General features: G+C 64.9%; 11 protein-coding genes. 6 read left to right on the forward strand and 5 right to left on the reverse strand.

Translation table 11 applies throughout. From position 1 onward, the window contains the following. Nucleotides 1-41 precede the first annotated feature (41 nt). Nucleotides 42-815 (forward strand): PP2C family serine/threonine-protein phosphatase, encoded by a 774-nt coding sequence (locus tag ACF8ME_RS13815; protein WP_026062214.1) that lies wholly within the window; start codon nucleotides 42-44, stop codon nucleotides 813-815. Nucleotides 816-893: 78 nt separating this feature from the next. Here the strand turns inward: ACF8ME_RS13815 and ACF8ME_RS13820 are convergent, their stop codons facing one another. The 5 genes from ACF8ME_RS13820 to ACF8ME_RS13840 all read right to left on the reverse strand — a co-directional run bounded on the left by ACF8ME_RS13820 (nucleotide 894) and on the right by ACF8ME_RS13840 (nucleotide 8,543). Continuing rightward, nucleotides 894-1,589 carry a hypothetical protein gene (locus ACF8ME_RS13820; protein ID WP_016454844.1) on the reverse strand — a complete coding sequence of 232 codons (696 nt, stop codon included), beginning with the start codon at nucleotides 1,587-1,589 and terminating at the stop codon, nucleotides 894-896. A 40-nt stretch (nucleotides 1,590-1,629) separates the two neighbouring features. Beyond that, nucleotides 1,630-2,733: a cell division protein ZapE gene (gene zapE / locus ACF8ME_RS13825; protein ID WP_016446859.1), complete on the reverse strand. Its 1,104-nt coding sequence runs from the start codon at nucleotides 2,731-2,733 to the stop codon at nucleotides 1,630-1,632. A gap of 95 nt (nucleotides 2,734-2,828) precedes the next feature. Next, nucleotides 2,829-4,256 (reverse strand): dihydrolipoyl dehydrogenase, encoded by a 1,428-nt coding sequence (gene lpdA / locus ACF8ME_RS13830; protein WP_392416958.1) that lies wholly within the window; start codon nucleotides 4,254-4,256, stop codon nucleotides 2,829-2,831. A gap of 90 nt (nucleotides 4,257-4,346) precedes the next feature. Next, nucleotides 4,347-5,609 (reverse strand): 2-oxoglutarate dehydrogenase complex dihydrolipoyllysine-residue succinyltransferase, encoded by a 1,263-nt coding sequence (gene odhB / locus ACF8ME_RS13835; protein ID WP_016454845.1) that lies wholly within the window; start codon nucleotides 5,607-5,609, stop codon nucleotides 4,347-4,349. A gap of 54 nt (nucleotides 5,610-5,663) precedes the next feature. Further along, the gene (locus ACF8ME_RS13840) at nucleotides 5,664-8,543 is read right to left on the reverse strand and encodes a 2-oxoglutarate dehydrogenase E1 component (RefSeq protein ID WP_016446856.1); all 2,880 of its coding nucleotides are present in this window, start codon (nucleotides 8,541-8,543) and stop codon (nucleotides 5,664-5,666) included. Between the two features lie 231 nt (nucleotides 8,544-8,774). Here ACF8ME_RS13840 and ACF8ME_RS13845 point away from each other — a divergent pair, with 231 nt between their 5' ends. The 5 genes from ACF8ME_RS13845 (at nucleotide 8,775) to fdhE (ending at nucleotide 16,127) form a co-directional block, all read left to right on the forward strand. Then, on the forward strand, nucleotides 8,775-9,962 hold the full coding sequence (locus ACF8ME_RS13845) for an AI-2E family transporter (RefSeq protein ID WP_016446855.1): 1,188 nt from the start codon (nucleotides 8,775-8,777) through the stop codon (nucleotides 9,960-9,962). A 355-nt stretch (nucleotides 9,963-10,317) separates the two neighbouring features. Continuing rightward, entirely contained in the window at nucleotides 10,318-13,383 is a 3,066-nt protein-coding gene (fdnG, locus tag ACF8ME_RS13850) for a formate dehydrogenase-N subunit alpha (RefSeq protein WP_080650104.1), read from the forward strand. Nucleotides 13,384-13,393: 10 nt separating this feature from the next. Then, entirely contained in the window at nucleotides 13,394-14,323 is a 930-nt protein-coding gene (gene fdxH / locus ACF8ME_RS13855) for a formate dehydrogenase subunit beta (RefSeq protein WP_012205325.1), read from the forward strand. Beyond that, nucleotides 14,320-14,946 (forward strand): formate dehydrogenase subunit gamma, encoded by a 627-nt coding sequence (locus tag ACF8ME_RS13860; RefSeq protein WP_012205324.1) that lies wholly within the window; start codon nucleotides 14,320-14,322, stop codon nucleotides 14,944-14,946. Before fdxH ends, ACF8ME_RS13860 begins: the two co-directional genes overlap by 4 nt. A gap of 206 nt (nucleotides 14,947-15,152) precedes the next feature. Next, nucleotides 15,153-16,127: a formate dehydrogenase accessory protein FdhE gene (fdhE, locus tag ACF8ME_RS13865; protein WP_392416960.1), complete on the forward strand. Its 975-nt coding sequence runs from the start codon at nucleotides 15,153-15,155 to the stop codon at nucleotides 16,125-16,127. Nucleotides 16,128-16,141: the final 14 nt, after the last annotated feature.

The following is a 16,141-nucleotide window of genomic DNA, read 5'->3' on the forward strand; positions in this document are numbered from 1 at the left end:
GTGCCCATCCGCCGCCCCAAGAGCCCACCAAACCAGAGACCATGCAGCCAGCGTACCGACTCCAAGCCGCCACAGGCATCCATCGCGGTGACAGGCAATACCAGCAAGACCAGGTGATGCTCATGGCCCACCCGTATGTCCACGGCTGCCTGCTGGGCGTTCTGGCCGACGGCATGGGCGGGCGCAGCGGCGGGCGCAAGGCCTCCGACCAGGTCATGCTCACGGCGCGCCAGCTGTTCGAGCGCTTCGAGCCGGGCAAGGAGGACTGCACAGCGCTGCTGGAGAGCATCGTGCGCGAGTCGCACACGGTGATCCGTCTGACCGCCATTTCGGCCGAGCAGGAGCCGCACAGCACCATCGCTGCCTTCGTCCTGCTGCCCCAGGGCCGCTGCCACTGGGTGCATTCGGGCGATTCGCGCATCTACCACTACCAGGACGCGACCATGGTCCACCGCACCAAGGACCATTCCTATGTGCAGTCGCTGGTGGACCGGGGAGAGCTCACCGAATTCGAGGCCCATGTGCACCCCAAGTCCAACATCCTGCTGGGCTGCCTGGGCACCGAGGCCGAACCGCCCATGAGCCACCACGTGATCGAGCGCGTGTATCCGGGCACCACCCTCATGGCCTGCAGCGATGGCGTCTGGCACTACTACACGGCCGAGGAACTGGGCACCGTGCTCAACGCGCTCACCCCGCGCGAGGCCACGGAGTTCCTCATCGACAAGGCCCGCGTGCGCGCCCAGGGCGGGGGCGACAACCTGTCCTTGGTGGTGCTCAAGCTCGAGGCGCTGGAGTCGGCCCAGACGGCTTGAACCGGGGTTGGAGCATCCAGGCCCTCACGCCAGCCCCCACCCGGTTGGCCTGTTGGCGCGTGGCAGAGAAAAAAAGGATCAGGGAGCAGGCGGCGCCGGCAGCGGCGCAGCCTGGGGACCGCGCTCGCGGGCCGCTTCGGCGGCACGGGCCTTGCGCTCGGCCGCTTCCTTCTGCTTGGCTTCGAACTGCGCACGCGATGCCGCGCGCCGCTCCTGCTCCTGGGCGGACTGGCGCTGCTCCATCTGGGCCTGCCGTTCGCGCTGGTGGCTGGCCTGCTGGGCGGCGCGCTGCTGCGCCTCCTGGGCGCGCTGCGCGCGCAGGGCCTGGGTATCGCGCTGCACGGCCGGCGGCCGTTCCTTGGCCTCCATGGTGGAGGCTGCCTTCTGCGCCTTCTTGGCCTCGATGTCTTCCAGGCGCTGGACGGCGCGCTCCTTGCGCTCCTCGTCGTTGATCTGAAGCTCGCGTTCGCGCAGCGGACGATCCTGCTCACGGGCCTCTTCGCGCGCCTGCTTGAGGCAGTCTTCCACGGCAAAGCGCTGGTAGCACTCGGACTCCAGGGCCGTGCGCCGGCGCTCGATGACGGCGCGCTGGGCTGCGATGTCGGCACGCGCGGCCTTGCGTTCGGCCTGGGCCTGCCTGGCCGCCTGGCCAGGCTCCCGCGCGGCATCGGCCGCCACGGCCGGGCCCGCCAAGGCCAGGCAGGCCAGCGCGGCGCCCAAAGGAACGGGCAGTTTCTTCACAAGGGCAAAAGCAGAGGTGGGCAGTTTCAGCATGTACAGGTCCGGCAAACGACGCCAGGCGCGGCCACCTGCCTCAGGTCAGGCTGGTATCCACCACGCGGCGCTCCAGCGCCAGGAATTCCTTGGACTGCATCTCGTTCAGGCGCGAGACGGTGCGGGGGAACTCATGGGCCAGCGGGCCCTCAGTGTAAAGCTGCTCGGGCGGCACGGCGGCCGAGATGACCAGCTTGACCCTGCGGTCGTACAGCACGTCCACCAGCCAGGTGAAGCGCCGCGCGGGCGACGCCATGTTGACCGGCATATAGGGCACGTCGGACAGCAGCACGGTGTGGAACTGGCTTGCGATCTCCAGGTAGTCGTTCTGCGAGCGCGGGCCGCCGCACAGCTCGCGGAAGTCGAACCAGACCACGCCACCGGCGCGGCGGCGCGCACGGATCTCGCGCGCCTCGATGTGCAGCACCGGGTCCTCGTCCTTGACCTCGGCCAGCTTGTCGAAGGTCTCGGTCATGGCCGCATCGGCCTCGGCACCCAGCGGCGTGTGGTAGAGCCTGGCGTTTTCCAGCGTGCGGCGGCGGTAGTCCGTGCCGTTGTCCACGTTGACGACTTCCATGCGCTCGTTGAGCAGGTCGATGGCCGGCAGGATGCGGTCGCGGTGCAGGCCGCCCGGGTACAGCTCGTCGGGCTTGAAGTTGGAGGTGGTGACAAAGCCCACGCCGTTGGCGAACAGCGACACCAGCAGCCGGTGCAGGATCATCGCGTCCGTGATGTCGGCCACGTGGAATTCATCGAAGCAGATCAGCTTGTACTTCTTGGAGATGCGCGCACCCAGCACGTCCAGCGGGTTCTGGGTGCCCTGCAGCACGGCGAGTTCACGGTGGACCTCGCGCATGAATTCATGGAAATGCAGGCGCACCTTGCGCCTGAGCGGCACGGCGTTGAAGAAGCAATCCATGAGAAAGCTCTTGCCGCGCCCCACCCCGCCGTACATGTAGACGCCACGGGGGATCTCGGGATGGTTGATGAGCTTCTTGAAGGCGTTGGAGCGGCGCTGGCGGTAGACCGTCCAGTCGTCGGCACAGCGCTGCAGCGCCTCGACGGCGCGCAGTTGCGCAGGATCACTGTGAAAGCCCTTGGCTACCAGTTCGGCCTCGTAGGCCTCTCGCACTGAAACGCTCATGCAGCATCAACCATTTGCTATGTATTCAGAAGCTGAAAGCGCTTGCAGAGCAAGCGCTTTCAGGTCTCGGATTGGCTAGATGGCTAGCCTGGCACTCAGAAGTTCAGAGTACGCTTGTCGACTGCCAGGGCAGCCTCCTTGGTGGCTTCGGACAGCGAGGGGTGGGCATGGCAGATGCGGGCGATGTCTTCGCTCGATGCCTTGAACTCCATGGCAACCACGGCTTCGGAGATCAGTTCCGAGACCATGGGGCCGACCATGTGCACGCCCAGGATCTCGTCGGTTTCGGCATCGGCCAGGAACTTGACCATGCCCGTGGTGTCGCCCAGGGCGCGCGCACGGCCGTTGGCCAGGAAGGGGAAGGTGCCGGCCTTGTACTTGACGCCCTGCTCCTTCAGCTGCTGCTCGGTGCGGCCCACCCAGGCGATTTCGGGGCTGGTGTAGATCACCCAGGGAATGGTGCCGAAGTTCACATGGCCATGCTGGCCGGCGATGCGCTCGGCCACGGCCACGGCCTCTTCCTCGGCCTTGTGCGCCAGCATCGGGCCGCGCACCACGTCGCCCACGGCCCAGACGCCGGGCAGGCTGGTCTTGCAGTCGTCATCGACCACGATGCAGCCGCGCTCGTCCAGGGCCAGGCCCACCGCCTCGGCATTGAGGCCGGCGGTGTTGGCCGTGCGGCCAATGGAGATGATGAGCTTGTCAACCTCCAGCGCCTGGGCTTCACCCTTGGCGTTGGTGTAGGCGATGGACACGCCCTTCTTGCCGGACTTGACTTCGCCGATCTTCACGCCCAGCTCGATCTTCAGGCCCTGCTTGTCGAAGGCCTTCTTGGCTTCCTTGGCGATCTGCTCGTCCACGGCGGGCAGGAACTTGTCCATGCCTTCGAGCACGATGACTTCCGTGCCCAGGCGGCGCCAGACCGAGCCCATTTCCAGGCCGATCACGCCGGCGCCGATCAGGGCCAGCTTCTTGGGGGCCTTGCCCAGGCGCAGGGCGCCGTCGTTGGACAGGATGTTCTCTTCATCGAAGGGCACGCCGGGCAGAGCGCGGGCGTTGGAGCCGGTGGCCACCACGATCTGCTTGCCCGTCAGCACTTCCTCTTCCTTGCCGGCGACCTTGATCTCGTAGCCGCCTTCGACGGCCTTGACGAAGGAACCACGGCCGTGGAAGAACGTGACCTTGTTCTTCTTGAACAGGTACAGGATGCCGTCGTTGTTCTGCTTCACGACCGCATCCTTGCGGGCGATCATCTTGGCCACGTCCATCTCGACCTTGCCGGTGGAGATGCCATGGTCGGCAAAGTGCAGGTTGGCGTGCTCGAAGTGCTCGGACGACTGCAGCAGGGCCTTGGAGGGAATGCAGCCCACGTTGGTGCAGGTGCCGCCCGGAGCGGCGCCGCCGGCGGCGTTCTTCCACTCGTCGATACAGGCCACGTTGAAGCCCAGTTGCGCGGCACGGATGGCGGCGATGTAGCCGCCAGGGCCCGCGCCGATGACGATGACGTCGAATTGCTTGCTCATTTCAGGAATCTCTTGTCTGTGATGCATGAAAAAACCCACCGCAGGGCGCGCGGCCAAGGGTGGGTTTTCGTCGTGTCGAACCCTGTGGAATTACAGGTCGAACAGCAGGCGCGAAGGATCTTCCAGCGCGTCCTTCATGGCCACCAGGCCCAGCACGGCTTCGCGGCCGTCGATGATGCGGTGGTCATAGGACATGGCCAGATAGTTCATCGGGCGCACCACGACCTGGCCGTTCTCGACCATGGCACGGTCCTTGGTGGCGTGCACGCCCAGGATGGCCGACTGGGGCGGGTTGATGATGGGGGTGGACATCATCGAGCCGAAGGTGCCGCCATTGGAGATGGAGAAGGTGCCGCCGGTCATTTCTTCAATGCCCAGCTTGCCTTCGGCAGCCTTCTTGCCGAATTCGGCAATCTTCTTTTCGATGTCGGCGAAGCTCATCTGGTCTGCATTGCGCAGGATGGGCACCACCAGGCCACGGGGCGAACCCACGGCGATACCGATGTCGAAGTAGCCGTGGTAGACGATGTCGTTGCCGTCCACGGATGCGTTGAGCACCGGGTACTTCTTCAGGGCGTGCACGGCCGCCTTGACGAAGAAGGACATGAAGCCCAGCTTGGTGCCGTGTTCCTTGGTGAAGGCGTCCTGGAACTTCTTGCGCAGATCCATCACCGGGGCCATGTTCACTTCATTGAACGTGGTCAGGATGGCGTTGGTGGACTGCGACTGCAGCAGACGCTCGGCCACGCGGGCACGCAGGCGGCTCATGGGCACGCGCTGCTCGGGACGGCCGCTGAGGTCTTCCTTGGCGGACGGAGCCGACACCTGGGGCAGCGCCTTGGTGGGCACGCCGGTGGGAATGACGGCAGCGGTGGACTGCACGCCGCCCTTGATGGCGGCCAGCGCGTCACCCTTGGTCACGCGGCCATCCTTGCCGGAGCCAGCCACGCCGGCGGCCGACAGGTTGTTTTCGGCCAGCAGCTTGGCAGCGGCGGGCATGGCGACATCACCCTTGCTGCCACCGGTGGCGGCCGCGGCTGCGGGCGCTGCAGCGGGAGCGGCTGCAGCGGCGGGGGCGGCTGCAGGAGCGGCAGCGGCCACACCGGCCACGCCTTCGGTGTCGATCTTGGCGATCAGCTGCTCGGCCACCACGGTGGCGCCGTCACCTTGCACGATCTCGGCCAGCACGCCAGCGGCGGGCGCGGGCACTTCGAGCACGACCTTGTCGGTTTCGATCTCGATGAGGATCTCATCGACTGCAACCGCTTCGCCGGCCTTCTTCTTCCAGGTCAGCATGGTGGCCTCAGCGATGGACTCGGACAGCTGGGGAACTTTGACTTCAACGATAGCCATTTGTGATTCTTTCCAAAAGTGTTCTGTACTGATACGTAGCGGGTGGGGGCTGCCTTACTTGTTCAGGACAAAACCCTTGAGCTTGGAGAACGCGCCTTCCACCAGGGCCTTTTGCTGCTCCTGGTGCAGGTGGGCGTATCCCACGGCGGGCGATGCCGAGGCAGCGCGGCCGGAGTAGCCCAGCTTCTGGCCATCGAGCATGTTCTCGTGGATGTAGTGCTGCACGAAGAACCAGGCGCCCTGGTTCTGCGGCTCGTCCTGGCACCAGACGATGTCGGTGGCGTTGCCGAACTTCTTCAGTTCAGCGGCGAAAGCCTTGTGCGGGAAGGGGTACAGCTGCTCGACGCGGATGATGGCGACGTCCTTGCTTTCCTTCTCGGTGCGCTTCTTGACCAGGTCGTAGTAGACCTTGCCGGAGCATGCGATCACGCGCTTGACCTTGGCCGCGTTCTTCACGACGGCTTCGTCCTGCTCAGGGATCACGGTCTGGAAACCGCCGCTGGTGAACTCGGACAGCGGCGAGGTGGCGTCCTTGTTGCGCAGCAGCGACTTGGGGGTCATGATGACCAGCGGCTTGCGCAGCGGGCGCACCATCTGGCGGCGCAGCACGTGGAAGATCTGGCTGGCCGTGGTCGGCTGCACGATCTGCATGTTGGCGTCGGCGGCCAGCTGCATGAAGCGCTCCAGGCGGGCCGAGCTGTGCTCGGGGCCCTGGCCTTCGTAGCCGTGCGGCAGCATCAGCGTCAGGCCGTTGATGCGGCCCCACTTGACTTCACCGGAGGCGATGAACTGGTCGATCACGACCTGGGCGCCGTTGGCGAAGTCGCCGAACTGGGCTTCCCAGATCACCAGGGTGTTGGGGTCGTTCGACGCATAGCCGTACTCGAAGCCCAGCACGGCTTCTTCGGACAGGATGGAGTCGATGACGGTGAACGGAGCCTGGCTGTCGGCCACGTTCTGCAGCGGGATGTAGGTGCCTTCGCTCCACTTCTCGCGCTTTTGGTCATGGATGACCGAGTGGCGGTGCGTGAAGGTGCCGCGGCCGCAGTCCTCGCCCGACAGGCGCACGGGGTAGCCCGATGCGACCAGCGATGCGAAGGCCATGTGCTCGCCCATGCCCCAGTCCACGTTGACTTCGCCGCGGCCCATGGCTGCGCGGTCGTCATAGACCTTCTTGACCAGCGCGTGCGGCGTCACGGTCTCGGGGATGGTGGTGATGCGTTCGGCCAGGCGCTTCCATTCCGTCAGCGGGATGGCGGTGTCGCCGGCGTCCGTCCAGGTCTTGCCCAGGAACGGGCTCCAGTCCACGGCGTACTTGCTCTTGAAGTTGGTCAGCACCGGGTCCACGGTGTGGCGGCCTTCGTCCATGGCGGCGCGGTAGGCCTTGGCCATGTCGTCGCCCAGCGATTCGCCCAGGCCCTGTGCGGCCAGCTTGTCGGCGTACAGCTTGCGGGTGCCGGGGTGGGCGCCGATCTTCTTGTACATCAGCGGCTGGGTCAGCGCGGGGGTGTCCTGCTCGTTGTGGCCCAGCTTACGGAAGCAGACGATGTCCACGACCACGTCCTTGGAGAATTCCATGCGGAACTCCAGGGCCAGCTGCACGGCCAGCGCCACGGCTTCCGGATCATCGCCGTTGACGTGCAGCACGGGCGACTCAATCATCTTGACGATGTCGGTGCAGTACAGCGTGGAGCGGGTGTCGCGCGGATCGGAGGTGGTGAAGCCGATCTGGTTGTTGATGATGATGTGCACCGTGCCGCCCGTGGTGTAGCCACGGGTCTGGGCCAGCGCCAGGGTTTCCTGGTTCACGCCCTGGCCGGCGAAGGCTGCATCGCCGTGCACCAGCACGGGCAGCACCTGCTTGCCGTGCGGGTCGTCGCGGCGGTCCATGCGCGAGCGCACCGAACCTTCGACCACGGGGTTGACGATTTCCAGGTGCGAGGGGTTGAAGGCCAGCGACAGGTGGACGGGGCCGCCTGCGGTGGACACGTCGGAGCTGAAGCCCTGGTGGTACTTCACGTCACCGGCGGGCAGGTCCTCGGGGGCAGTGTGGTCGAACTCGGCGAACAGGTCCTTGGGCATCTTGCCCAGGGTGTTGACCAGCACGTTCAGGCGGCCGCGGTGGGCCATGCCGATCACGACTTCCTGCACGCCCTTCTGGCCGGCAGCGTTGATCAGCTCGTCCATGGCGACGATGAAGCTCTCGCCACCTTCCAGCGAGAAGCGCTTTTGGCCGACGTACTTGGTGTGCAGGTAGCGTTCCAGGCCTTCGGCAGCCGTCAGGCGGTCGAGGATGCGCTTTTTCCGGCTGGCATCAAAGCTGGGCTTGGTACGGCTGGTTTCCAGCTTTTGCTGCCACCAGCGCTTTTGCGTCTGGTCCGTGGCATACATGTACTCGGAGCCGATGGTGCCGCAGTAGGTTTCGCGCAGAGCGTTCATCAGCTCGCGCAGGGACATGCTTTCCTTGCCGAAGAAGGTGTTGCTCGTGTTGAACACCGTTTCCTGGTCGGCATCGGTGAAGCCGTAGAACGACGGCTCCAGCTCGGGAATTTCGGGGCGCTCGGTGCGCTTGAGGGGGTCCAGATCGGCCCAGCGTGCGCCGACATTGCGGTAGGCGGCGATCAGTTGCTGGACGGCGGTGCGCTTGCGGCCCAGCTCGGAGTCGGCGCCGGAGGCCACGACCACCTTGGTGCCGCCTTGCTTGGCGCGCTCGGCGAAAGCGTTGATGACGGGCTGGTGCGGAACGTCCTTGGCGTCGGTGCCATCGACTGCGGGCACATGTTGCAGTGCATCAAAGTACTCGCGCCAGGAATCCGGCACGCTACCGGGATTGGCCAGGTAGTTTTCGTACATTTCTTCGACGTAGGGGGCATTGCCGCCGAAGAGGTAGGTATTGCCTTGGTAGGCTTGGTAGACCGACGTCTGATCGCTCATATTGCGCTGACCTCAGCCTCCCTGAGGGAGGCATTAGCTGGTTTGTGGAACCTTCCGCGACACGGCTGTACCGATTGGCGGATGCGACTGTGGCTGGGGAAGGGCCTGGTTGCGACCGCCATTGTGCCACCGTTCAAACATCGCAGCAGGGCAGTTACCAAGTGATTACCTGAACTCTCCGGGAGTTCCCGCAGTCGCGTACATTGGCGCATCTTCCGAACGGACCGCCAGATGAACCTGCTGCCCCTACACAAACGCACTTTCATGCTGCTGCTGATTGCGGCAACCATAGGCTTCGGTGCCGTGCTCTGGGAGTTCATGGGGGCCATCTTCTGGGGCGTCGCCCTGGCCATCCTGTTTTCGCCGCTGCACCGGCGCCTGCTGGCGCGCATGCCACGGCGCACCAACCTTGCCGCCCTGTCCACCCTGCTGCTGTGCCTGGTGGTGGCCATCCTGCCGCTGGCGCTGATAGGCGCCTCGCTGGTGCGCGAGGCCTCGTTGATCTATGAGCGCGTCAACAGCGGCAACCTGGATGCAGGCACCTATGTGCAACAGATCATGGACGCCCTACCCTCCTGGGTCACACCCTGGCTGGAGCGGTTGCACCTGGGTTCGCTGGCCGAGCTGCAGGACAAGCTGTCCAGCATCGCCATGCAGGCCTCCAAGCTGGCCGCCACCAAGGCGCTGGGCATAGGCCAGAACACCTTCGGGTTTCTGGTCGGCTTCTGCGTGATGCTGTACCTGCTGTTCTTCCTGCTGCGTGACGGCCGCGACCTGACACAGCGCATCCGCATGGCCATCCCGCTGCAGTCCGACCACAAGGCCGAGCTATCGAGCAAGTTCACCACCGTGATCCGCGCCACCGTCAAAGGCAACCTGGCCGTGGCGGCCGCCCAGGGCGCGCTGGGCGGGCTGATCTTCTGGATTCTGGGCATCCAGGGGCCCGTGCTGTGGGGCGTGGTGATGGCCTTCCTGTCGCTGCTGCCCGCCGTGGGCGCCGGCCTGATCTGGGCACCGGTGGCCATCTACTTCCTGGCCACCGGTGACATGGGCAAGGGCCTGATCCTGATCGCCTACGGCGTGCTGGTGATCGGACTGGTGGACAACGTGCTGCGCCCGCTGCTGGTGGGCAAGGACACCAAGATGCCCGACTACATCGTGCTGATCTCGACACTGGGCGGCATGGCTCTCTTCGGACTGACGGGTTTTGTGATAGGACCCGTGATCGCGGCGCTGTTCATGGCAATCTGGGACATGTTCACGCGCATGCAGCTGCAGGATGAGGAAAGGCGCCGCCAAATGGCCCAAACGGTGAACCCATCGGTGAACAAGACGGGTTTGGCGCATGCTGAATATCAGACGTCGGATGATCTGGGCCTCAAGCATGCCCCGCGCGATCCGGGCCCGCCGGCACGCTGATCCACCCCGGCCTCCGCTCCCGGGGGAGGCCAAAAACCCCATTCGGCAATTCAATCGACGCAAATGGTTCGCATTCACCCAATAGACTGGATTGATCGACGCCATTCAGCCAGCCAATGAATACCGGATTGATATAAAACAAAATATCCGAAGCCCTCAAACCAGATAATCAATTCAACTGATGAATCAGCCGGACACCGGGCCGGCAAGCCCCGCGCAGCAAGGCGCAGCGGGGAGGCCGCGCATGAATGCCGCACAGGCCGACTCGGGATTAAGGGTTATTTCCCGGATTGTTTTCGGGGTGCACTCGTAGAATTTGCTTACAAGCGTCAATTTCTATTAGAAGGTACCCCACATGGTCCAATTCTCCAGACGCCAGTTCATGAAAGTGACTGGTTCGACTCTGGCCGGATCCAGCCTGGCGTTGATGGGCTTCTCGCCCACGGCCGCCCTGGCTGAAGTGCGCCAGTTCAAGCTGGCCGCCACCACGGTCACCCGCCAGACCTGCACCTACTGTTCGGTAGGCTGCGGCATCCTGATGTATTCGCTGAGCGATGGCGTCAAGAACGCCAAGCTGTCGGTGATCCACGTCGAGGGAGATCCCGACCACCCCGTCAACCGCGGAACGCTGTGCCCCAAGGGCGCATCGCTGCTGGACTTCGTCCACAGCCCGCACCGCCTGAAGTATCCCGAGTACCGCGCGCCCGGCTCCACCGAGTGGAAGCGCATGTCCTGGGATGAGGCGCTGACCCGCATCACCAAGCTGCTCAAGGACGACCGCGACGCGAACTTCGTCGAGCAAAACGACAAGGGCCAGACGGTGAACCGCTGGCTGACCACCGGCATGCTGGCCGCCTCGGCCTCCAGCAACGAAGCCGGCTACGTCACACACAAGGTGGCCCGTTCCTGGGGCCTGCTCGCACTCGATAACCAAGCACGTGTCTGACACGGCCCGACGGTGGCAGGTCTTGCCCCGACGTTTGGCCGTGGAGCGATGACGAACCATTGGGTCGACATCAAGAACGCGGACGTTATCCTGATCATGGGCGGCAATGCCGCTGAAGCACATCCCTGCGGTTTCAAGTGGGTGACCGAAGCGAAGGAGCACAACGGTGCGCACTTCATGGTGGTCGATCCGCGCTTCAACCGCTCCGCCTCCGTGGCCGATTTCTACGCCCCCATCCGGTCGGGCTCGGACATCGTGTTCCTGGGTGGCGTGATCAACTATCTGCTGACGAACGACAAGATCCATCACGAGTACGTGAGGAACTACACCGACTTCTCGTACATCGTGAAGGAGGAGTTTGCGTTCGACGAGGGCATCTTCTCGGGCTACGACCCGCAGACCCGCAAGTACGACAAGTCCAGCTGGGACTATGAACTCGACGCCGACGGCTACGTGAAGGTGGACGCCAGCCTGCAGCATCCGCGCTGCGTGTACCAATGGCTCAAGCGCCACTACGCCAGCTATACGCCCGAGAAGGTGGAGAGCGCCTGCGGCACGCCCAAGGAAAAATTCCTGCATGTGTGCGAGAAGCTGGCCTCGACGGCAGTGCCGGGCCGCGCCGCAACCATCCTGTACGCACTGGGCTGGACACAGCACACCACGGGTGCGCAGATCCTGCGCACGGGCGCCATGGTGCAGCTTCTGCTGGGCAACATCGGCGTGGCCGGCGGCGGCATGAATGCGCTGCGCGGACACTCCAACATCCAGGGCCTGACGGACCTGGGGATTCTGTCGGCTTCGCTGCCAGGCTATCTGACGCTGCCCAACGAAGGCGAGCAGGACTACCAGAAGTACATCGACGCGCGCACGCCCAAGGCCATGCGCCCGGGCCAGATGAACTACTGGTCGAACACGCCCAAGTTCCACGTGAGCCTGATGAAGGCCTGGTGGGGACCGGCGGCCACGGCCGAGAACAACTGGGCCTTCAACTACCTGCCCAAGCTGGACAAGCAGTACGACATGCTGCAGGTGTTCGACATGATGGCGCAGGGCAAGATCAACGGCTACATCGCCCAGGGCTTCAACCCGCTGGCGGCTCTTGCGAACAGCAACAATGTGCGCGAAGGCCTCAAGAAGCTGAAGTTCCTGGTGATCATGGACCCGCTGGTCACCGAAACGTCGGAGTTCTGGAAGAACCACGGCGAGTTCAACGACGTGGATTCGGCATCCATCCAGACCGAGGTGTTCCGCCTGCCCACGACCTGCTTTGCCGAGGAAGACGGCGCCGTCGTCAGTTCCTCGCGCGTGCTGCAGTGGCACTGGAAGGCGGCCGAGCCCCCGGGCGAAGCCAAGACCGACATCGCCATCATGTCGGCCCTGCACCTGCGCCTGAAGCAGGCCTACGAGAAGGACGGCGGCAAGTTCCCCGAGCCGATCACCAAGCTGTGGTGGCCGTATGCCCATGCCGATCATCCGACTTCGGAAGAGATCGCCAAGGAGTACAACGGCCGCGCGCTGGTGGACCTGTTCGACCCCAAGGACCCGACCAAGCTCATCCGCAAGGCAGGCGAGCAGCTCGCCGGCTTCGGCGAGATGCGCGACGACGGCACGACGATGGGCGGCTGCTGGATCTGGGCTGGCTGCTGGACCTCGTCCGGCAACCAGATGGCCCGACGCGACAACAGCGACCCTACGGGCATAGGCAATACGCTGAACTGGGCCTGGGCCTGGCCGGCCAACCGCCGCGTGCTCTACAACCGTGCCTCGTGCGACCGCAACGGCCAGCCGTTCAATCCCCAGCGCACGCTGATCCGCTGGAACGGCAAGGCCTGGGGCGGCGCCGACGTGCCCGACATGGGTCCGACCATGCCGCCGGAGACCACCGATCCGTTCATCATGAACCCCGAGGGCGTGGCGCGCTTCTTCGCCCGCAAGGGCATGAACGAGGGACCGTTCCCCACCCACTACGAGGCCTTCGACAACCCGCTGGGATACAACCCCATGTATCCCGACAACAAGCTGGCTGTCATCAACCCGGCCGCCCGCATCTTCGACTCCGCCAAGGATTCGGCAGGCTCGCCCAGCGAGTTCCCGCATGTGGGCACGACGTACCGCCTGACCGAGCACTTCCACTATTGGACCAAGCACGTTCAGTTGAACAACATCGTTCAGCCCGAGCAGTTCGTGGAAATCGGCGAGGCGCTGGCCAAGGAACTGGGCATCGAGACGGGCCAGCATGTGAAGGTCAGCTCCAAGCGCGGCTTCGTCAAGGCCGCCGCAGTGGTGACCAAGCGCATCAAGCCCATGAAGATCGATGGCAAGACCATCCACCACGTGGGCGTGCCCATTCACTGGGGCTTCTCGTCGACGGGCCGCAAGGGCTACATGGCCAACAACCTGACGGCATCGGTGGGCGATGGCAACAGCCTTACCCCGGAATCCAAGACCTTCCTCGTGAAGGTGGAAAAGGTTTAAGGAGCAGCTGATGTCATCAACCATGTCTCTCGATATCAAGCGTCGCTCGGCCACGACGACGCCTGCTCCCAGTGCGCGCGAAACGCACAGCGGCGAGGTGGCCAAGCTCATCGATGTCTCCAAGTGCATCGGGTGCAAGGCCTGCCAGACCGCCTGCATGGAGTGGAACGACCTGCGCGACGAAATCGGCACCTGCGCGGCCGGCGTCTATGACAACCCGACCGATCTGACCGATCAGTCGTGGACCGTCATGCGCTTTACCGAGTACGAGAACGAAGCGACCGGCAACCTGGAGTGGCTGATCCGCAAGGACGGCTGCATGCACTGCGAGGACCCGGGCTGCCTGAAGGCCTGCCCCTCGCCGGGCGCCATCGTGCAGTACAGCAACGGCATCGTGGACTTCCAGCAGGACCAGTGCGTGGGCTGCGGCTACTGCGTCACGGGCTGCCCGTTCAACATTCCGCGCATCTCCAAGAAGGACCACAAGGCCTACAAGTGCACGCTGTGCTCGGACCGCGTGGCCGTCGGCCGGGAGCCTGCCTGTGTCAAGACCTGCCCCACCGGCGCCATCATGTTCGGCACCAAGGAGGCGATGAAGGACCAGGCCGAGCACCGCATCGGCGACCTCAAGCGGCGCGGCTATGCCGAGGCGGGCCTGTATGACCCGCAGGGCGTGGGCGGCACCCATGTGATGTACGTGCTGCATCACGCGGACAAGCCTTCGCTGTACAAGGGCCTGCCCGACGACCCGAAGATCAGCCCCATGGTGTCCCTGTGGAAGGGCGTGGCCAAGCCGCTGGCCATGGCCGCGCTGGGCGCAGCTGCCGTCGGCAGCCTGTTCCACTACATCACCAAGGGCCCGAACGACGTGTCCAAGGAACTGGAAGACGAAATGGACCGCAAGGACCAGGAAGCCGCTGAAAAGGAGGCCCGCCGATGAAACGCAACCCACGTGACCTGGTGCGCTACAACGCATCGGAGCGTGCCAACCACTGGGTGGTCGGCATCTGCTTCATCCTGCTGGCGCTGTCGGGCCTGGCGTTCTTCCACCCGGCCTTCTTCCCGCTCACGCAGCTGTTCGGCGGCGGGCCGTGGACACGCATCCTGCACCCCTACATCGGGGTGGTGATGGCGCTGTTCTTCATCATCATGGCGCTGCGCTTCTGGCGCCTGAACGTGGTGGAGCCGCGCGACATCGAGTGGCTCAAGAACGTCAACAAGATGATCGACGGCGACGACCACGACATGCCCGAGCAGGGCAAGTACAACGGCGGCCAGAAGCTGCTGTTCTGGGGCCTGGTCATCGGCATGCTGGCGATCACCGTGACCGGCGCGCTCATGTGGCGCGCCTGGTGGACGCTGCCCGTCAACGTGGTGCGCGCCGCCTCGGTGGTGCACGCCATCGCGGGCGTGTGGATGATCGGCCTGATCATCATGCACGTGTACGCGGCCATCTGGACCCGGGGCACCATCCGCGCCATGCTGTACGGCACGGTGACACGGGCCTGGGCCAAGCAGCACCACCGGGGGTGGTATCGCAAGATGACCGGTGATAATGACTGACACCCCCTGAGCGGCTTACGCCGCCTCCCCCTCTCTACTCGCTGCGCGAGGGAGGGGGACGGCACCCTCGGTGCGGGACGGCCCTTCCTCGGTGCCCCTCGCCTTGGGCCGCGCCAGTTTTCACAGACATGGCGTCATACTAGGCATCAGCCTGAGCACCCAGCCGCCCAGCGATCCGGGCGGCTGTTTTTTTGGGATTCATTCCAATGCAACGCATTCTTCAACCCGGCGATATCGAGTCGCTGGACCACACCAGTTTTCCGCGCGTGCTGCTGCCGCAGTTGCCGGGGCTGTTCGTCGAGCGGGCGGCGCGGCTGCGGCAGCTGGCCGAGGGCAATCCGATTGCCGACTACCTGCGGTTCGTGGCGCAGATCGTGGACGCGCAGGGCAAGGCGGCCGGGCAGCTGATGCTGGCCGAGCCCGATGCGGCGCTGATCGCGCGGGCGCAGGAGCATTCCATGCCGCTGCTGCCTGCCGCCGACCATATCGATGCCGCCTGGCATGGCGTGCTGGACCGCATGCTCGATGCCCTGTCGGGCGCCGACGGCCTGCCAGCGCCGCTGCAGCCGCTGCTGCAGGAGCTGCGCGCGCTGGACACAGCCGGGCGTGACGAGATCGCGCAGCGGCTGCTGCAAAAGGAAGTGGCGGCCCGCCACGTGGGCATGGCGCCCTTTGTGATGGCTGCGCTGCAGGTGGTGTTTGCCACGCGCGCCAGCGGCCTGAACGCACGCGACGTGCCTTATACCGATCCCGCCTCGATCTGTCCCGTCTGCGCCAGCGAGCCCGTGGCCAGCGTGTTGCGCATTGGCGGCAAGGCCGCAGGCCATCGCTACCTGCACTGCGGCACCTGCTGCACGGAGTGGCACATGGTGCGCGTCAAGTGCTCCCACTGCGAGTCGACCAAGGGCGTCGAGTACCAGGGCATCGATGGCGCCGGCGATACCGTGCTGGCCGAGACCTGCGAGGAATGCGGCAGCTACCGCAAGGTGGTCAACCAGGAAAAGGACCCGATGGCCGAGCCCCTGGCCGACGACCTGGCCTCGCTGATGCTGGACCTGCTGATGGGCGAGGAGACGCGCTTTCAGCGCGCCAGCGCCAATCCCCTGCTCTACGTGGCCTTTGCCGAGGAGCAGGACGAGGCCGGCGACGCGCTGATCGACCCCGCCATGCCTGCTGCCTGACCCTTTCGCACACC

This window comes from Delftia sp. WSY_7, from assembly GCF_043104845.1.
In the GTDB taxonomy this organism is placed as follows: Bacteria; Pseudomonadota; Gammaproteobacteria; order Burkholderiales; family Burkholderiaceae_C; genus Comamonas; species Comamonas tsuruhatensis.